This is a genomic window from Photobacterium sp. GB-36 (assembly GCF_003026135.1).
Classification (GTDB): Bacteria; Pseudomonadota; Gammaproteobacteria; order Enterobacterales; family Vibrionaceae; genus Photobacterium.
The window spans coordinates 32,802-52,597 of sequence record NZ_PYNY01000015.1; the positions used below are offsets into that span (position 1 = coordinate 32,802).

The window sequence follows — 19,796 nt, forward strand, 5'->3', positions numbered from 1 at the left end:
TTACGCTCTATCAATCAAGGCAAGGACGGCATTTGCTGCTTGCTCATCAGCATTACAACGAATGGTTTTATGCATCTGCTCAAATTTCAACATCAGCTCAGAAGTGTCACCATATAGCATTTTATCCACTTCGTGATAGAGCTTCTCTGGCGTGCAATCTTCTTGCAAAAGCTCGGTGACCAACTCTTCATCTGCGAGAATATTTGGCAATGAAACATACTTAGTTTTAAGCATTTTCTTAGCCAGCCACGCCGTTAATGGTTTCACTTTATAGCCCACCACCATCGGACGCTTCACTAACATACATTCTAATGCAACTGTACCCGATGCGAGCAATACAGCATCTGAAGCAATCATTACATTACGAGCAGTATCATCCACCAGCACGAAATCAAGATCCGGTGCCGTTTGTTGCCACGCTTGCTCAAATTGTGCTCGACGTTTTTGATTAACCAGTGCAACGACAAAACCTAAATCAGGATGTTTAGCCTTAAGCTTTTTACACGTATCGATAAACGGTGGCGCGAGCATTTCCATTTCGCTACCTCGGCTACCGGGTAATACCGCAAGCCATCGTTTATCAGGATCTAGGCCTAATAATCTTTGTGCAGCACCTTGGTCGGTTTGCAATGGAATAGCATCTGCCATGGTGTGCCCGACGAACTCACAAGGAACATTAAACTTATCGTAAAACGCTTTTTCGAATGGCAAGAAAGCAAGCACAAGGTTGGTGGCAGCTTCGATTTTAAAGATACGCTTTTGGCGCCATGCCCATACCGATGGGCTGACATAATGCACGGTTTTAATACCGCTTTCTTTTAAATCTTTTTCTAGGCGTAAGTTAAAATCAGGGGCATCTATACCAACAAAAACGTCTGGCGGGTTATCGCTAAAGTATTTAACAAGCTCTGCTTTGACCTTAAATAAGCGAGGTAAGCGACCTAATACTTCAACAATCCCCATCACCGCGAGCTCTTCCATATCAAACAGCGCTTCACAGCCTTCTGCCTGCATACGAGGACCTGCAACACCAACAAATTCAGCATCTGGGTATTTGGCTTTAACAGCTTTAATAAAACCTGCACCTAAAATATCGCCGGAGATTTCTCCGGCGACAATTCCTATTCGAAGTGGCTTCGTCATTAGCGAATAATACCGCGTGTCGAGTTTTCAAATAGTTTCAGGAATAAGCCAATTGAAGGATAATCTTTACTCATTTCTTCAAGTACAGGTTTTACTTCAGCTAGCGTTTTACCTGAACGGTAAATTTCTTTATATGCACGACGAATAGCATGTAATTCTGGTTTTTCAAAACCACGACGCTTTAAGCCTTCGATATTAATACCGAACGGTTTCGCGTGGTTACCTTGCGCCATTACAAATGGTGGCACATCTTGAACAACAATAGAGCCGCCGCCGATAAAACTATGTGCGCCGACAGTACAGAATTGGTGTACTGGCGATAGTGCAGAAATAATCGCGTAATCTTCAACTGTTACGTGACCTGCTAATGTCGCGTTATTGCCCATGATAATGTTATCGCCCACAACACAATCATGCGCAATATGTACATTGACACAGAAAAGGTTATCACTACCTACGATAGTCACACCTTTATCTTGTACTGTGCCGCGATGCATTTGAACACTTTCACGGATCACATTGCGATCACCAATCACAAGACGTGTTGCTTCGCCTTGATATTTCTTATCTTGGCACTCTTCACCGATCACGGCGAATGGGAATATACGGTTGTCTTTACCGATCACCGTTGGACCTTTAATCACAACGTGTGACATCACTTCAGTGCCTTCACCAATTTCAACATCAGTGGCAATATAAGTGAAGGGACCAACTTTAACATTAGCGCCAATCTTTACACCGTCTTCAATCACTGCTGACGGATGAATTTGTGCGGTTTCATGGATCATGAGAATACTCGTCGTGCACATTTAAGTTCAGCTGAACATACCACTTCGCCGTCAACTGTTGCTACGCCATTAAATAGCGCAATACCGCGACGCTCTTTGATAAATTCAACATCTAAAATAAGCTGATCACCAGGACCTACAGGCTTACGAAACTTTGCTTTATCGATACTTGCAAAGTAGTACAGTTCATTTTCAGCAGGCGCACCAAAGGTTTTAAATGCAAGTAGACCTGTTGCTTGTGCCATCGCTTCTAAAATCATTACACCTGGAAATACCGGCATATTAGGGAAATGACCAGTAAATTGAGGCTCATTGACAGAAACATTTTTGATTGCTGTTAACGTTTTGCCTTCATCATAATTAGTAACACGGTCAATCATTAAGAAAGGATAACGATGAGGAAGCAGTTCCTGAATTTCTGTGATGTTTAGCGTCTTATTTTCGCTGGTCAAAACTAAATACCTGTATTAGAAAGAATAAAATAATATTCAATATCAATGCAAAACGGCCTACACAAGGTAGGCACATCAATTAAACGTAAAAACTTACTTACCTTTCGCTGCGAGTTCTTTTTCAACAGCTTTTAAACGTTTGTTCATATCATCAATACGATGAACACGCGTTGCAGTTTTACGCCATTCGCGGTTTGTTTGTAATGGAATACCTGAAGAGTACATGCCTTTTTCTTCAATACTTCGCATTACCATCCCCATACCAGTGATGGTTACACCATCAGCAATGTTGATATGGCCATTTAATACTGATGCACCACCAATAATACAATATTTACCAATTTTGGTGCTACCAGCGACAATTGTACCACCCGCCATCGCTGTACCATATCCGATCTGCACGTTATGGGCGATTTGCATTTGGTTATCAATGATCACATTGTCTTCAATAATGGTGTCATCGAGTGCACCACGGTCAATCGTCGTACATGAACCAATTTCGACACGATTACCAATACGCACAGAGCCTAGTTGAGGGATTTTTACCCACTCACCTTTATCATTCGCATAACCGAAACCATCGGCACCAATAACCGTGCTTGATTGCACTAAACAATCGCTACCTAACTTTACATTGTGGTAGATAGTGACATTGGCCCATAATTTAGTGTTATCACCAATGACCACATTTTTACCGATAAAACAACCTGCACCAATTTGCACGTTATTACCTAAGGTAACACCCGCTTCAATCACTGCGTTATGGCCAATAGCAACGTTATTACCAAGCGTAGCCGTTGGATCTACAAATGCAGATGCCGCTATCTCGGTTGCTGCTGCTGGCGTTGTATCTAATAGTTGTGCAACTAATGCGTAGCTTAAGTAAGGATCTTTTACAACCAGTGCATTACCTTGGAAGAATTCGACATCCGCTTCTCGTAGCATTACTGCATCAGCCTTGCAATCAGCAAGTTGCTTACGGTATTTGCTATCAGAAAGGAACGTTATTTGACCTTCCACTGCCTTGCTCATCCCAGCAATAGAATGAATTTCCACCGAGCCGTCGCCTTGAAGCTCTGCACCTAATTTTTCAGCTAGTTTAGCAAGTGTGATTGCAGCCATATTTACCTTATACCTATTGTAACAACAGCCACAAAAGTGGCTGTTAGATACACTAAAAACTGGTATATCGTGAAAATAACGATATACCAATCATTATTGCTTCATATTACTGATTATTTTACCGCAGCAATCACTTTAGAAGAAAGATCATCTTTCTTATTTGCGAATAAAACAGCTTGTGCGTCTAGCACGATGTTATAACCGTTTTTCTCTGCTACTGTATCAATCGCTGTACGGATTTTCTTAACAAGCTTCTGCTCTTCTTCCATACCACGACGGCGTTGATCTTCAGCAAGTGCTTGTGCTTTTAGTTTGTAATCAGAATCAAGTTGAGCAAGCTCGCGTTGAAGCTTTTGACGTTGATCTGAACTCATTAGTTCACCATCACGCTTCAATTTATCAATCTTGGTCTTCATCTTAGTTTCGATAGAACGTAGAGCCGCAACACGACCACTGAATTCTTTCTTTAACTTCTCTTGAACCTTGTAACGCTGAGCTAACTCAGACATTGCTTGACCAGTAGATACGTAACCAATTTTTTGAGCAGCTTCCGCTGCATTTGCGTACATAGACGAAGATAGAATTACCAAGCCAAGACTTGCTGCTTTAATCCATTGTTTCAAAAGTTCTCTCCTCAAAATTAGAATGTCTGACCAATAGTGAATGTGAAGAATTCCTCATCATCCCCTTCATATTTCTTGATTGGTTTCGCAATCGAGAATACAAGTGGACCCATTGGCGACATCCACTGTAAAGCTGCACCGGCAGAAGCGCGGATCATACCTGGATCTGAGTAATTTGCCAGTTTTTGACCATCGCTGCTCTTATAATTCAGGTTATATTCTGTATCCCAAACAGAACCAGCATCAACAAAGAAACTGGTACGGATTTGGTTTTTCAGCTCACCAGAAGCAAATGGCGTTGGAACAATTAGCTCCATACTTGCAAGCGCAATGGCATTACCACCTGCTGCATCATCAGTACCGGTCGCACAGTTATTATTACCTTGACCATTTACGCCACAACCACCAACAAATACCGCTTTTGGACCTACAGTATTTGAACGGAAACCACGAATTGAACTAAAGCCACCGGCATAGAAGTTTTCATAGAATGGCATTAGCTGATCGCTACCATTATCCGTTTTACCGTAGCCATTACCGTAACCCAACTTACCACGTAGTAATAAGCTAAAGTCTTGGCTCTCTGTTAATGGTATGTATTGACGAACGTTGTACTGCGCTTTGAAGTACTGTGAGTCAGAACCAGGAATTGTCATCTTAAATGAGAAGTCTTGGCGATTACCAGAGGTTGGGAAGTAACCTCGGTTTAAGTTGTTGCGTGTCCAGCCAAATGTCCAACTAAAATCATCAAGGGTGATCGCACTATCGCTATCGAGATCAAAGCCATGAATCTTTTTAAACTGCTGAATTTGGTAATAATCTTGAGTGTTCGAAATCTTATTGTGATCGTAACCCAAACTAAAGTTAAAGTAGTTCAACTCATTAAATGGGAAGCCCCACGTTAAGCTTGTACCGTAGCTTTGGTTGGTGTAATCCGAGATATTGGCATCAGAAGCTTTAAACTCGTTATAGTAAATCTTACCACCCAAGCTTACGTTATTTATCGTGAAGTAAGGATCATTGTACTCAAGACTGATATTTTTCGAATAATCGTTCGTCATCGCATTGATACCAAAACGATTACCCGTACCTAAGAAGTTATCTTGAGTTAAACCGGCTTGGAAACTAATACCTGATTCAGTACCGTAACCAACACCAAAGTTAACACTACCAGAATTGGCTTCTTTCACGTTGTACTTAATGTCAACCTGATCATCAGAACCAGGTACTCGTACCGTTTGTACATCAACATTTTCAAAGAAGCCCGTTCGGTTTAAACGTGCTTTACCTGTTTCAATCTTCTTCGCATTTAACCAAGTACCTTCCATTTGACGCATTTCACGGCGTAAAACTTCATCTTTCGTATTGGTATTACCACGGAACTCGATATTACGAACGTAAATACGTTTACCTTGTTCAACATTAACAACCAATGATACTTCATTGGTCTTATCATCAAACTCAGGGTATGTCGTTACTTTCGGGTAAGCGTAACCTTCTTCACCAAGCTTACGCTTAATCGCTTCTTCTAGCGATGTAACTGCAGCGCCGTTATATACAGAGCCATTCTTAAATGTTACCAGCTTATCGAACTCAGCAACGCGACCTGCAACATCACCACGGAACTGTACATTCTTAACTTTATATTGATGCCCTTCATGGATTTTAAGAGTGATATACACGCCTTTTTTATCCGGAGAAATAGACACTTGTGTATCATCAAGTCGATATTTCAAATAACCATTATTCAAGTATTGAGAGCGCAGTGTTTCTAAATCACCTTGTAATACTTGTTTCTGATATTTTTCATTCGCCATGAAGTTCCACCAAGGCACATCGTCCTTTAGTTTAAACTTGCTGCGTAATTCGTCATCACTGAAAACATGGTTACCTAAAATGTTAATCTGCTTAATTTTTGCAGACACACCTTCAGTGAAAACAAATTTAATATCAGCACGATTACGAGGCAGAGGCGTAACAACAGCTTCTACCGTTGCGTTGTATTTACCAACACTGTAATAGAAATCCTCTAGCCCTTTTTCAATTTTTCGTAACGTCGTACGATCAAGCGCTTCACCCACTCGCAAACCTGATGCTTCTAAATTTTCTTTTAGCTGCTCAGCTTTGATTGCTTTGTTACCTGAGAAAGTAATATCAGCAATAGTAGGACGCTCTGTTACATCGATCTGAAGCGTATTACCGTCACGATATACTCGAATATTTTCAAAGTTGCCTGAAGAATAAAGTGATTTTATTAGTTCTGAAATATCCTGTTGATCAACAGTATCTCCAACGCGGACAGGCATTTTTAACAATGCCGCACCTAACGTAACACGCTGAAGTCCTTCAAAACGAATGTTATCAACTACAAATTTATCTTCCGCACTATGCGCAACGCTACTGGTTAAAAGCAGCGATGCGACCAACAGTTTTTTAATCGCCATTACTGTTCTGATTATTCCTTGCTAAAAACGCATTATTAAAGACGGGTAAAATCATTGAATAGCGCAACGGCCATTAACGCAACCAAAACGGCTGATCCCACTCTATAGCCAATATCCTGAATTCGTTCTGACACAGGACGACGGGTTACAGCTTCAATGGCGAAAAACATTAAATGTCCTCCATCCAACACCGGAAGCGGTAACAAATTAACTATACCTAAATTGACACTTATCAGTGCTAAAAATCCAAGAAAGTAGACCAGACCAAAGTCGGCGGTCATTCCTGCACCTTTTGCAATGGATATCGGTCCACTGAGGTTTTTAATTGCAACATCACCTGTAAACAGTTTAGTGACCATATCAAAAGTTAGCGTCACTAATTGCTTAGTTTTTTCTGTTGCTTTAACCGCAGCTTCAATTGGACCAAACTGCAAGTTTACTTTATAAGATTCAGGCCACGGTTCAATCGCAGGTGCTAATCCTACATAGCCAACTTGATTACCATCTGGTTCAACCTTGCTACGAGGAACTAATGATAACATCACTGGTTCATCATCTCGCAACACTTCAACTGAAAGCGGTTGCTCAGGGTGCGTACGCACCGCATCAACAAACTGCTGCCATTCAGTTACAGGTTTTTTATCAATTGCTACAATCTTATCATTTAATTTAAATCCTGCATCTACTGCAGCACTATTATCAACCAATTGCGCGACATTTAACGTAATTTTAGGCCGATAAGGCGTAATACCTAATGTTTTTAGTACTTGCTGAGACTCAGGATCATAAGACCAATGAGATAGATCTAAAGTGCGCGTCACGATGACATTACTGTCAGGCTCTGTCGCTGTGATCACCATGCTCTTATCACCAATATGAGAAACCATTGCCATATTGGCTGATTCCCAATCTGATGTTTCGATTCCTGAAATAGATTTAAGTTCCATTCCAGGTGTAATTCCTGCTTGTGCCGCGATCGATTGTGGAGCCACTTCACCAATAAACGGCTTTAGTGCAGGAACCCCAATAAGATACACAACCCAATATGCAAAAATAGCAAAAATAAAGTTCGCTAAAGGACCGGCAGCAACAATTGCACTTCGTTGCCAAAGTTTTTTGTTATTAAACGCCATATGACGCTTTTCTGCAGGTACTTCTTCTACCCGCTCATCAAGCATTTTTACATAGCCGCCCAGCGGGATCATTGCCAATGTATATTCTGTTCCGTCTTTTCCTTTACGACGAAAAAGTGCCTTACCGAAACCAATCGAAAAGCGTTCAACATATACACCGCAACGGCGAGCAACCCAAAAGTGACCAAATTCATGGACAGCAATCAATATTCCTAGAGCAACTAAAAAAGCACTTAAATTGCGGATAAATTCAATCATGCAAATTCCTTGGTGATGACATCTGAAGCAAGTTGACGAGCTTGTTTATCTATTTCCATTACCTCTGCAATATTGTGAGGTTCAACAAGCACGGCTATTTCTAGCACTTTTTGGTTCACTTTAGCAATATCTGTGAAGCAAATTTCACCTGCTAAAAATGCCGCAACAGCCATTTCATTAGCAGCATTCAAAGTCGTTGTTGCCGCTTGTCCTTGATAGCACGCATCAATAGCGAGCTTTAAACATGGATAACGATCAAAGTCTGGTTTCATAAAAGTAAATTCACCAATTTGACTAAAATCAAGCGGAGCAACGCCTGCATCGACACGCTCTGGGTATGCCATTGCACAAGCAATCGGCGTACACATATCGGGTAACCCCATTTGTGCAATAACAGAACCATCTTTATATTGCACCATTGAGTGAATAACAGACTGCGGATGAATAATGACATCCATTTGCTCACGACTGGCATTAAATAACCAGCGCGCTTCAATATACTCTAGACCTTTATTCATCATTGTGGCTGAATCCACAGAGATTTTTGGTCCCATTGACCAATTAGGATGAGCAATCGCCATCGCTGGTGTCACATTATCTAACTCTGCAATATCAGTGTATCGAAACGGACCACCAGACCCCGTCAATAGCACTTTACTCACGCCTGATGCTGATAAATCACAACGTCCCATACGCTGCTGAATATTTGTCGGCAATGATTGAAAAATTGCATTATGCTCACTATCAACAGGTAATAATTCAGCGCCATACTGTTCACAAGCATCAATGAACATTTGCCCAGTCATCACCAGCGCTTCTTTATTAGCAAGTAAAATACGTTTACCTTTTTTCACTGCAGCCATTGTTGGTAATAAACCCGCTGCGCCAACAATCGCCGCCATTACAGTGTCGGCATCATCAAGTGCTGCGACTTCACAAACACCTTGCTCACCACTAAGCACTGTTGTAGCAATTTCTTGCTGCTTTAATAAGGTCGCCAATTCTGCTGCAGCCTTACTATCAAACATTGCGACAAATTTCGGTTGCCATTGCTGACAAAGCGCAAACATTTTTTCAACATTTGAACCAGCAGCAAGTGCTACTACTTCAAATAGCTCAGGGTTTTTAGCAACGACATTTAAAGTACTGCTACCTATTGAGCCCGTCGCTCCTAGGATCGTTAACTTACGCATAAAATCACTTACATTTACAAAAAAGGCAGCGTAATGGCTGCCTTAGAAAAGAGGTGGCTTACATTAACCAAAGATAAAGTAATGCAAAAACAGGTATTGCTGCGGTTAAGCTATCAATACGATCTAATATGCCACCATGTCCGGGTAATATGTTACCGCTATCTTTAACGCCAGAAGCACGTTTAAACATGCTTTCAACTAAATCACCAAGCACAGAGATGACAACAGTAATAATAGCTATCGATAACAAGCTTGAAATTGAGACAAACGGGATAGAAAGAAGTTGAGCCATTAGCCAAGTAATAATAACAGCTAAAATTACCCCACCGACTAAACCTTCAATCGTTTTATTTGGGCTAACGGCTGGCGCCATTTTATGCTTACCAAAACGCTTACCTGAAAAGTATGCGCCAGTATCTGCAGACCAAACTAAGAAACAAACCAATAGAACAAGTTTAGCACCATGATACGAATCGATGCTGTAATCTACAGCACGTAACATTAAAATACTCCAAAAAAACGGGAGCAGTGTTAACAAGCCAAAAATCTGTTTAACAAAAGAATTAGATGCCCATAACTTATCAGTTTTAGGATATGTAATCGCTAATATAGATGCAATTAGCCACCATATTCCGCCTACTAATAACATGCCATGTAACCCATTACTCATCGCCGAAAGAGACGCTGTATCTACTGGTAATAACACTAGGCTAGCACCTAATGCAATCACAGGTAGAATCATTGCACGGATGCGAGATGATGTATTAATAAACTGTGTCCATTCCCAAAAACCCAATAATGTTATTGCCGCAATGGCTGCCACAAAGGCTGGAAATGGTAAGAAAAAGATCCCCGCAATAACAAGTGGTGCGAGGATTAATGCGGTAATAATTCGTTGCTTTAGCAAACTGCGTCCTCTATATAATTATTGTATAGGCAAAGGCCATATTTACTGTAAATAATAACGCCAACACACATCACTGTGCATTGGCGAAAAGTAATAACTCTTATTTTAACAATGCTTGTATTTGTTCGCCAGTACAGCCAAAACGGCGTTCACGAGTCACGAACCAAGCAACAGCATTCAATAAACTTGATTCATCAAAATCAGGCCAGTGCTCTTCTGTGAAAAATAACTCCGCATAAGCTACCTGCCATAACATAAAGTTACTAATTCGGCACTCACCACTGGTACGGATCAATAGATCAACCTCTGGTAACCCATACGTTGAGAGCCCTGACTCTAAATCTTGTTCCGTTACGGTTGCGAGATCAAGTTCATTATCAATCGCCTGCTGAGCTAGCTTTTTAGCCGCTTCTAAAATATCCCATTGCCCGCCGTAATTTGCTGCAATGTTCAATACCATGCCGGTATTGTCAGCGGTTAATTCCTCTGCCGCTGAAATTTTATCTTGTAAGCGCTGACTAAAACGACGCTTATCACCAATAATACGTAATTGAATATTATTCTTATGTAATCTTTTTACTTCACGACTTAATACCGTCATGAAGAGCTCCATCAATAGTGAAACCTCCGCCTCGGGACGACGCCAGTTTTCACTACTAAAAGCAAATAGTGTCAAAGCTTTTATACCAAGACGATTAGCAGTAGAGACTGTTTTTCGCACGGCTTCTACGCCAGCCTTGTGACCAAACACCCGAGCTTTGCCTTTGGCTTTTGCCCAACGACCATTACCATCCATAATCACAGCAATGTGTTTAGGAAGACAATCTGCCGAAAGCCCAGCCTCGATTGAATGCTCTGCCATCTCTATCCCTCAAAAAAAAGGCGCTGTGCTGCACGCACAGCGCCTCTAGCCATTTAAAACCTAACGAATATAGTTTTAAACTTCCATTAACTCTTTTTCTTTTACTTCAAGAACTGCATCGATATTCTTAATAGCATCGTCGGTTAATTTCTGAATTTCATCTTGTGCACGACGATCATCGTCTTCAGAAATTTCTTTATCTTTTAGTAGACCTTTAACCGTTGCATTTGCATCGCGACGAATGTTACGAACAGCAACACGGCCTTGCTCAGCTTCTGCACGTACAATCTTAACAAGATCGCGACGACGCTCTTCTGTAAGTGGTGGAAGAGGAACACGGATCACAGTACCTGCAGACATTGGGTTTAGACCCAAATCCGACATCATGATCGCTTTTTCTACTTTTGGTGCTAGTTCACGGTCAAATACAGTGATAGCAAGAGTACGAGCATCTTCAGCAACCACGTTTGCCACTTGGTTTAACGGAGTGTTCGCACCGTAGTACTCAACATGAATCGTATCAAGTAGGCTTGGGTGAGCACGACCTGTACGGATTTTTACTAGTTGATTTCGTAGTGCATCAACACTCTTTTCCATGCGCACTTGCGCGTCTTGTTTGATTTCGTTAATCACGATAAATACCCTTGATAATTCGGTCACAGTAAAAAAGTAATCGTACTTTTTTCAATTAATCAGTTGCCCACTTTTGCTTAAGCGCTAGTGATTAGCGTACCTTCTTGCTCACCCATCACTACGCGACGTAGTGCGCCTGGTTTATTCATATTAAAGACACGAATTGGCATATTGTGGTCACGAGCAAGTGTAAAGGCCGCTAAATCCATTACCTTTAATTCTTTTTCAAGTACATCTTGGTAGCTTAGCTTATCACAAAGTACTGCATCTGGGTTCTTAACTGGATCATCTGTGTAAACACCATCCACTTTGGTCGCTTTTAGTACAACATCAGCTTCAATTTCGATACCACGTAAACATGCTGCAGAATCAGTAGTAAAGAATGGGTTACCAGTACCTGCAGAGAAAATTACGACACGGCCCTGGCGTAACTGGCTAATTGCATCAGCCCAGTTGTAGTTATCACAAACACCATTGAGAGGAATAGCAGACATCACTCGAGCGTTCACATAGGCACGATGCAAAGAATCACGCATTGCTAAGCCGTTCATTACAGTTGCTAGCATACCCATGTGGTCGCCCACAACTCGGTTCATACCTGCTTCTGCAAGGCCAGCACCACGGAATAAGTTACCACCACCAATAACTAGGCCTACTTGAACACCCAGTTCAACGAGTTCTTTGATTTCTTGAGCCATACGGTCAAGAACTTGTGCGTCAATGCCGAAACCTTCTTCGCCTTGTAGTGCTTCACCACTTAGCTTAAGCAAAATTCGTTGATAAGTTGGTTTTGGGTTTGTGGTCATGTGTTTTACCTTCCAGGCTAACTTGAGATATGGAGTTGTAAAAAGACCGCAGCCTTGGCTACGGTCTTTGGCATTCTTATAAAGAAGGATTAACCCTTCTGAACAGCTGCTACTTCTTCTGCAAAGCTCATTTCTTGAGCTTTCTCGATACCTTCACCAACTTCTAGACGAATGAAGTTAGTTACTGTAGCACCAGTTTCTTTCAGTACTTCACCAACAGTTTTCTTTGGTTCCATGATGAAAGCTTGACCAGTTAGAGAAACTTCGCCAGTGAACTTCTTCATGCGGCCTTCAACCATCTTTTCAGCGATTTCTTTAGGCTTGCCTTCGTTCATTGCGATTTCAACTTGAACTTCACGCTCTTTAGCAACTACGTCTGCTGGTACGTCAGATGGGTTAACGTATTCAGGCTTAGATGCAGCAACGTGCATTGCGATGTGCTTTAATGTTTCTTCGTCGCCGTTACCAGCAACAACAACAGCGATACGAGCACCGTGAGTGTAAGCAGAAACTTTCTCGCCTTCGATGTAATCTACACGACGGATAGAGATGTTCTCACCAATCTTAGCAACTAACGCGATACGTGCTTCTTCAAATTGTGCTTGAAGCTCTTCGATAGACGCATGGTTCGCAAGTGCTGCATCAGCAACTTCGTTAGCGAATGCTAGGAAGCTACCGTCTTTAGCAACGAAGTCAGTTTGGCAGTTAACTTCAACAAGAGCAGCTTTACCAGCAGCTTCTTTGATGATGATAGTACCTTCAGCTGCTACGTTACCTGCTTTCTTAGCAGCTTTTGCAGCACCGCTCTTACGCATGTTTTCGATCGCTAGCTCGATATCAGCATTAGCTTCTACAAGCGCTTTTTTACAATCCATCATACCTGCGCCAGTACGCTCGCGCAGTTCTTTAACTAGGGCAGCTGTAACTGTTGCCATTGTCATAATCCTCAGATTTAATTCTTCGAGTAAAAATCAGGGGCCCTATCGGCCCCTGGTAACCATTCTTAGTTTACACAAGGTAACTTAAGAGGCTCGGTAAGTAACAAGTACTTATTAAGCTTCAGCTACGAAACCGTCTTCTTCAGCTTGAACAGCGATATCTTGGTTACGAGCTTCTTTAACAGTTTGAGCTACAGCACCAGTGTAAAGCTGGATCGCACGGATTGCGTCATCGTTACCTGGGATAACGAAGTCAACGCCGTCTGGATCAGAGTTAGTATCAACAACAGCAAATACTGGGATACCTAGGTTGTTAGCTTCTTTGATTGCGATGTGCTCACAGTCAGCGCCGATTACGAACATTGCGTCTGGTAGGCCGCCCATGTTCTTAATACCACCTAGTGACTTCTCAAGCTTTTCCATTTCACGAGTACGCATTAGCGCTTCTTTCTTGGTTAGCTTGTCGAAAGTACCATCAGTAGATTGAGCTTCAAGATCTTTAAGACGCTTGATTGATTGACGAACAGTTTTCCAGTTAGTCAACATACCACCCAACCAACGGTTGTTTACGTAGTACTGATCACAGCTGATTGCTGCTTCTTTGATTGATTCGCTAGCTGCGCGCTTAGTACCAACGAAAAGAACTTTACCCTTACGAGCTGCAATTTTTTCAATTTCAGCTAGTGCTGCATTGAACATTGGTACAGTTTTTTCTAGGTTGATGATGTGTACACGGTTACGAGCGCCGAAAATGAATGGCTTCATTTTTGGGTTCCAGTAACGAGTTTGGTGACCAAAGTGTACACCAGCCTGAAGCATGTCGCGCATTGATACAGTTGCCATTGAATAATCCTCTATGGGGTTAGGCGTCCACATATCCCATCTTAAAACCGACCCGATAATAACTATATAAAGCTATTGTTACCTTATTAGGTAACCGAGCACCCCGGCAGATGTGTCGATATGTGTGAATAATAAAATAAGTATGTGTGACTCAATCAAGTCGCACCTTCGTATCTAATATTAGTGCTTACGCAAAAACATATGTTATCGAAAGAAACAAAATTACCGATCACGGCGCGCTTTATACCACATATTTAGGCGCTAAATCTAGTCAAATCTGGTTATGAGAATGAATCTTATCTTTCCATTAGCCCTAAGCGACTGGTAATATAGTGTTATAGCAAAACATACAAATAGAGACGATTATATGAGCATTAAGATCAAAACGGCTGAAGAAATTGAAAAAATGCGCGTTGCGGGCCGTTTGGCTGCTGAAGTGCTAGAAATGATCGAACCCCACGTTAAAGCTGGTGTAACTACAGAAGAGCTTGACCGTATTTGTCATGACTACATCACTAAAGATCAGCAAGCTATTCCAGCACCACTGAATTATCATGGTTTTCCAAAATCAATCTGTACTTCAATTAACCACGTAGTCTGTCATGGTATTCCAGCACTAACTGATGAAGAAGTACCAGAAGCAAATGGCAAGTACATTAAGCCTGCAGTGCTAAAAGATGGTGACATTATTAATATCGACGTAACCGTTATTAAAGATGGTTATCATGGCGATACATCAAAAATGTTTGAAGTAGGTGAAGTATCACTTGAAGACAAGCGTCTATGTCGAGTGGCACAAGAAAGCCTTTACTTAGCCATTAAAAAAGTAAAACCAGGTGCTCGTGTCGGTGATATTGGTACCGCTATTCAGAAGTTTATCAAATCTGGTAATAGCCGTTTCTCTATTGTTAAAGATTACTGTGGTCACGGTATCGGAAATGAGTTCCACGAAGAACCACAAGTAGTTCACTACAAAAACAGCGATCGTACCGTACTAAAAGAAGGCATGTGTTTCACTATCGAGCCAATGATCAACGCAGGTAAATTCGGTTGTGAATCTGATGATCAAGACGGTTGGACTGTTTACACTGTCGATGGTAAAAAATCAGCACAGTGGGAACATACCCTGCTAGTGACAAAAGATGGTTGTGAAATTTTAACACTTCGTACAGAAGAGACACTTCCACGCGTTATGCATAACGCATAACATACCGACTTCGTTAACACGATCATAAAAACCGACCTTCTGTGTCGGTTTTTTTCTCCCTATACATGTTGTTCCTCACTGGTAGTCGTTATAGTAGAGATAAGATTTAGCAATAGCACGGACTGCCATGACAGATACCCTCTCTCTTCAACTTGATCGTTACCTTGATCAAGACATCACCCTCGATAATTTACGTAATGCATTAACCACCTTTGCAGAACAACAAAAAGAAAGTTTTTTTCAGCATGTCCCTATTGCCGATCTAGTTACCGCTCGCAGTAACTACATAGATCAACTACTACAACGTTTATGGCATTTTTATGGATTTTCACAGCAATCAGATTTAGCTTTTGTTGCCGTCGGTGGTTATGGTCGTGGTGAGCTTCATCCCCTTTCGGATGTCGATATTTTAATTTTAAGTGAACAACCCATTAGCGATAAGATTGGCACAAAAGTCAGTGAATTTATTACGCTACTGTGGGATCTTCGATTAGAAGTAGGACAAAGTGTCCGTACTGTTGCTGAATGTATTGATGTAGGCAAAAATGACCTAACCGTTGCAACAAACTTAACCGAAGCCCGTTATTTATGCGGTAATAAAGGCACCTATAATCACCTTATTGAATCCATTAATGATGGCGCATTCTGGCCAAGTCATACGTTTTATAAAGCCAAGTTAGAAGAACAAAAAAAACGTCACGCTCGTTATCACGATACCACCTACAATTTAGAACCTGATATAAAATCTAGCCCTGGCGGACTGCGAGATATTCATACTTTAAGTTGGGTTGCACGCCGGCACTTTGGCGCCACCAGCTTATTTGAAATGAGTCGCCATGGTTTTTTAACTGATGCTGAGTATCGTGAACTGGTTGAATGTCAAAATGAGCTGTGGCGAATTCGCTTTGCATTACATATCGAACTTCGTCGTTATGATAATCGCCTTACTTTTGATCATCAGGCATCAGTGGCTAACAACTTAGGTTATCAAGGTGAAGGTAATCGCCATGTTGAAATGATGATGAAAGAGTTCTATCGTACGCTTCGTCGAGTAGCCGAACTCAATAAAATGCTACTACAGCTATTTGAACAAGCGATTATTACTCAACCAAAAGATACCGTACCCACGGTACTTGATGAAGACTTTCAAATTAGGGGGCATTTAATTGAAGCCACCAAGCCAGCGCTATTCCAAGCTCGCCCTGAAACTATTTTAGATATGTTCCTTCATGTTGCTAAAAACTCTGAGATTGAAGGTATTGCGGCGCCAACACTGCGTCAACTTCGCACCGCCCGTCGGCGACTGAATCTCTTCCTAATTGAAATCCCAACCGCTCGTGAAAAGTTCATGGAGTTGGTCCGACAACCCAACGCCTTGCAAAAAGCCTTTCGCTTGATGCATCGTCACGGCGTGTTATCCGCTTATCTACCGCAATGGAGCCACATTGTTGGGCAAATGCAATTTGATTTATTCCACGTTTATACCGTCGATGAACACAGTATTCGAGTGATCAAAAACCTGAATAAATTTAGCGACCCAGAAAATCAACAACGTCACCCGATTTGCTGTGAGATCTATCCCCGCATAGTTAAGAAAGAATTATTAATTCTAGCGGCTATTTTTCACGATATCGCCAAAGGTCGAAAAGGCGATCACTCTGAACTCGGTGCTGTCGATGCCTATGAATTTTGTATCCAACATGGGCTATCACGACCAGAAGCAAATATTGTTTCATGGTTAGTTAAAAAACACCTCCTCATGTCAGTAACCGCACAACGTCGCGATATTTACGATCCCGAAGTGGTCACTGAATTTGCTAAAGAAGTGCGAGATGAAGAACGTCTGGACTATTTAGTCTGCTTAACCGTTGCTGATATCTGTGCCACTAACCAAGACTTATGGAACAGTTGGAAGCGCACTCTCCTCTCCGAGCTTTACCACTCAACCCAAAAAGCATTACGTCGCGGTTTAGAAAATACACCGGATGTGCGTGACCGTATTCGTCACAATCAACAATTAGCCTCTGCTATGCTACGTAGTAAAGGTTTTCAGCCACGTGAAATTGAAGTGTTATGGCAACGCTTTAAAGCTGATTACTTTCTTCGCCATACCCACAAACAACTGGCGTGGCATGCTGAAGCATTACTCACGCACGATCATGACAAACCGCTCATCTTACTCAGTAAAAAAGCAACCCGTGGCGGTACTGAGGTATTCGTGTATAGCAAAGATAAAGCCAAGCTTTTTGCTATCGTCGTTTCAGAGCTAGATAAAAAGAACTTAAGTGTCCATGACGCGCAAATAATGAATAGTAAAGATGGTTACACACTTGATACCTTTATGGTGTTAGATCCTAACGGTAAAGCAATCAATGAAAACCGTCATACCACTATTCGACGCACGTTAACCAAAGCGTTAACCGTGATGAAATCTGAACGAAAAATCCGTCGAGCACCACGTAAGCTATTACACTTTAATGTAAAAACTAAAGTCAGTTTTCTACCGACCAAAACAGGCAAGAAAACGATGATGGAATTAGTTGCGTTAGACATGCCAGGATTATTAGCCAAAGTGGGAGCTGTATTTGCCGAACACAATATTAGTTTGCAAGCGGCAAAAATAACCACGATTGGTGAGCGCGCTGAGGACTTCTTTATTCTGGTTAATGATCAAGGTTGTAATCTTAGCGTTGAGCAGCAAGAAGTATTGGAAGCGTCGCTAATACGCACAATCAATCAACACGCATAACCGATAACGTATTAGGGTAAAAATAACAAAGCCTGCAATTACTGCAGGCTTTCTCTTTTATATCTGTGCAATAAAGGTGTCAAACCAACCTTTAGCGACATCTAACGGCTCAAAATGGATGCCGGCATCAATATCAAGGCGATCTTGTACAGGTTTAGCGCCTAACTCTACTAATAATGCATCAAATTGACGCCCAGCACCACAAAAGCGATCTTCACCATAGCTTGAATCCCCTAACGCTATCACACCAAATTGCTGTTGAGGTAAGAGAGGGAATTGATCTTGCAATGCAACATAAAGCGGCAACAAGTTTTCAGGGATCTCACCTTGTCCCGTTGTCGATGAAATGATGAGTACATTATCATCTTTGTAATCAAGAAAATCATCTAGCGTGGGGTCAAAATAGACCTGCGTTTCAATCGACGTCGCACTCGCTGCTAATGCTTCTGCCAGCTCTTCCGCACCACCATAAACAGATCCGATAAAAATACCTAATCGAGCCATAATGCCCTCCATTGCCACTATTAACTATCACCAATGTGGCAATGATAAGCTTAAAAATCAAGCACTATGAACAGATATAATTAAACTTCAATTAGTCTCGCACTAATAGATTGGGAGACCAATTAAACGCAGTCATAACTTTACACCACGTCTCATCAATATCTGCACGAATATCAATAGCATCCCCTGTGATCGGGTGATCAAATTGTAATCTTGAGGCATGCAGCATTAAACGGTGACAATCATAATGTTCACGGAACATACGGTTATGGCGTCCATCACCATGATTTACATCACCAATAATATGATGACTTAAATGGTGCATATGTCGACGTAACTGGTGCTTCCGCCCAGTTTCTGGTTTCATTTCAACTAAACAATAGCGACTGGTTGAGTAGCGCCCTACCGCAATATCTGTTTCAACCGTTGCTAATGGCTCGTAAGCCGTTACAGCTGGTTGTGCTTCTTTCTCTTCTGATGCATTTTTATCAGCGATCTTATCAAGCTCAACCTTCAACGGATAATCGAGCACTGCCGCTTCTTTTATCCAACCACGCACCACGGCATGATACGTTTTATGCATATCGCGCCCAGCAAAAAGTGGCATCATTTGTGATGCAATCTCACTGGATAATCCAAACAACAAAACACCCGATGTTGGGCGATCTAAACGATGTAATGGGAAGACATGCTGGCCAATTTGATCTCGTAATGTTTGCATCACAAAAACAGTCTCATGACTATCTAGCCATGAACGGTGAACCAACATCCCGGCAGGCTTATTAACCGCAATTAAATAGTCATCGCGATATAAAATTTCAAGTTCCATTACATTCACTCAGTGTTGTTTAAATAGTAAATCTAGCTGACGTGTGACCGATAAAATATCGTTAACACCTACTTTTTCTTTCATTGCTTCTTCAATATAAGGACTAATCTCAAACTGTGCTGGTAACGGTAATTGTAAAGCAATCAGTTGTCCGAATTTGGGAATAAAAATCCATTGTAACCATTGGTGGCAATCTAATGTATCAATGGCAAATGGTTCGGTGCTTGTAAGTAACTGCTCATCAGGAGGCGTTAACTGCCAATGAGAATGTTGGCGTAGTACCAACTCTAATTCTTCAAGTAAACGTTGACTATGATGATATTTATCCATCTTCCCCCCTGATAGTAAGCCGCGCAGAATAG

19 protein-coding genes are annotated in these 19,796 nt (G+C 41.6%); 2 read left to right on the forward strand and 17 right to left on the reverse strand.

The features are described 5' to 3' along the window. From lpxB to rpsB, 14 genes are all read right to left on the reverse strand, one after another. Complete coding sequence (gene lpxB, locus C9J46_RS13785; protein WP_107291061.1) at positions 1–1,143, reverse strand: lipid-A-disaccharide synthase; 1,143 nt, start codon at positions 1,141–1,143, stop codon at positions 1–3. Further along, positions 1,143–1,931, reverse strand: a complete 789-nt coding sequence (gene lpxA / locus C9J46_RS13790; RefSeq protein WP_107207715.1) for an acyl-ACP--UDP-N-acetylglucosamine O-acyltransferase — start codon at positions 1,929–1,931, stop codon at positions 1,143–1,145. The genes lpxB and lpxA overlap by 1 nt, the downstream gene beginning before the upstream one ends. Beyond that, a complete protein-coding gene (fabZ, locus tag C9J46_RS13795) occupies positions 1,928–2,383 on the reverse strand; it encodes a 3-hydroxyacyl-ACP dehydratase FabZ (protein ID WP_005371673.1) in 456 nt (151 codons plus the stop codon). Before fabZ ends, lpxA begins: the two co-directional genes overlap by 4 nt. A gap of 93 nt (positions 2,384–2,476) precedes the next feature. Further along, positions 2,477–3,505 (reverse strand): UDP-3-O-(3-hydroxymyristoyl)glucosamine N-acyltransferase, encoded by a 1,029-nt coding sequence (gene lpxD, locus C9J46_RS13800; RefSeq protein WP_107291062.1) that lies wholly within the window; start codon positions 3,503–3,505, stop codon positions 2,477–2,479. Positions 3,506–3,618: 113 nt separating this feature from the next. After that, entirely contained in the window at positions 3,619–4,128 is a 510-nt protein-coding gene (locus tag C9J46_RS13805) for an OmpH family outer membrane protein (protein ID WP_107207717.1), read from the reverse strand. A gap of 17 nt (positions 4,129–4,145) precedes the next feature. Further along, a complete protein-coding gene (gene bamA, locus C9J46_RS13810; protein ID WP_107207718.1) occupies positions 4,146–6,572 on the reverse strand; it encodes an outer membrane protein assembly factor BamA in 2,427 nt (808 codons plus the stop codon). Positions 6,573–6,607: 35 nt separating this feature from the next. After that, positions 6,608–7,963, reverse strand: a complete 1,356-nt coding sequence (gene rseP / locus C9J46_RS13815; protein WP_107247520.1) for a sigma E protease regulator RseP — start codon at positions 7,961–7,963, stop codon at positions 6,608–6,610. Further along, complete coding sequence (ispC, locus tag C9J46_RS13820) at positions 7,960–9,156, reverse strand: 1-deoxy-D-xylulose-5-phosphate reductoisomerase (protein ID WP_107291063.1); 1,197 nt, start codon at positions 9,154–9,156, stop codon at positions 7,960–7,962. The genes rseP and ispC overlap by 4 nt, the downstream gene beginning before the upstream one ends. A gap of 58 nt (positions 9,157–9,214) precedes the next feature. Continuing rightward, a complete protein-coding gene (locus C9J46_RS13825) occupies positions 9,215–10,063 on the reverse strand; it encodes a phosphatidate cytidylyltransferase (protein WP_107207721.1) in 849 nt (282 codons plus the stop codon). 100 nt (positions 10,064–10,163) lie between these two features. Then, positions 10,164–10,925, reverse strand: a complete 762-nt coding sequence (locus C9J46_RS13830) for an isoprenyl transferase (protein ID WP_107207722.1) — start codon at positions 10,923–10,925, stop codon at positions 10,164–10,166. 75 nt (positions 10,926–11,000) lie between these two features. After that, complete coding sequence (gene frr / locus C9J46_RS13835) at positions 11,001–11,558, reverse strand: ribosome recycling factor (protein ID WP_107207723.1); 558 nt, start codon at positions 11,556–11,558, stop codon at positions 11,001–11,003. Positions 11,559–11,635: 77 nt separating this feature from the next. Further along, positions 11,636–12,364 carry a UMP kinase gene (pyrH, locus tag C9J46_RS13840; protein WP_005371658.1) on the reverse strand — a complete coding sequence of 243 codons (729 nt, stop codon included), beginning with the start codon at positions 12,362–12,364 and terminating at the stop codon, positions 11,636–11,638. Positions 12,365–12,453: 89 nt separating this feature from the next. After that, positions 12,454–13,299 carry a translation elongation factor Ts gene (gene tsf, locus C9J46_RS13845; protein ID WP_107207724.1) on the reverse strand — a complete coding sequence of 282 codons (846 nt, stop codon included), beginning with the start codon at positions 13,297–13,299 and terminating at the stop codon, positions 12,454–12,456. A gap of 117 nt (positions 13,300–13,416) precedes the next feature. Then, positions 13,417–14,145, reverse strand: coding sequence for a 30S ribosomal protein S2 (gene rpsB, locus C9J46_RS13850; protein WP_005371655.1), 729 nt, complete (start codon positions 14,143–14,145; stop codon positions 13,417–13,419). 367 nt (positions 14,146–14,512) lie between these two features. Here rpsB and map point away from each other — a divergent pair, with 367 nt between their 5' ends. Together map and glnD are read left to right on the forward strand one after the other, a co-directional pair. Next, positions 14,513–15,352 carry a type I methionyl aminopeptidase gene (gene map, locus C9J46_RS13855; RefSeq protein ID WP_107207725.1) on the forward strand — a complete coding sequence of 280 codons (840 nt, stop codon included), beginning with the start codon at positions 14,513–14,515 and terminating at the stop codon, positions 15,350–15,352. 127 nt (positions 15,353–15,479) lie between these two features. Further along, positions 15,480–18,101, forward strand: a complete 2,622-nt coding sequence (glnD, locus tag C9J46_RS13860; protein WP_107261051.1) for a bifunctional uridylyltransferase/uridylyl-removing protein GlnD — start codon at positions 15,480–15,482, stop codon at positions 18,099–18,101. A gap of 57 nt (positions 18,102–18,158) precedes the next feature. On the opposite strand, the gene C9J46_RS13865 is transcribed toward glnD, so the two are convergent. The 3 genes from C9J46_RS13865 to C9J46_RS13875 all read right to left on the reverse strand — a co-directional run bounded on the left by C9J46_RS13865 (position 18,159) and on the right by C9J46_RS13875 (position 19,764). Beyond that, on the reverse strand, positions 18,159–18,605 hold the full coding sequence (locus tag C9J46_RS13865; RefSeq protein WP_107291064.1) for a flavodoxin: 447 nt from the start codon (positions 18,603–18,605) through the stop codon (positions 18,159–18,161). 91 nt (positions 18,606–18,696) lie between these two features. Next, positions 18,697–19,434, reverse strand: a complete 738-nt coding sequence (gene truC / locus C9J46_RS13870; RefSeq protein ID WP_107291065.1) for a tRNA pseudouridine(65) synthase TruC — start codon at positions 19,432–19,434, stop codon at positions 18,697–18,699. A gap of 9 nt (positions 19,435–19,443) precedes the next feature. Continuing rightward, positions 19,444–19,764, reverse strand: a complete 321-nt coding sequence (locus C9J46_RS13875) for a YqcC family protein (protein WP_105060868.1) — start codon at positions 19,762–19,764, stop codon at positions 19,444–19,446. Positions 19,765–19,796: the final 32 nt, after the last annotated feature.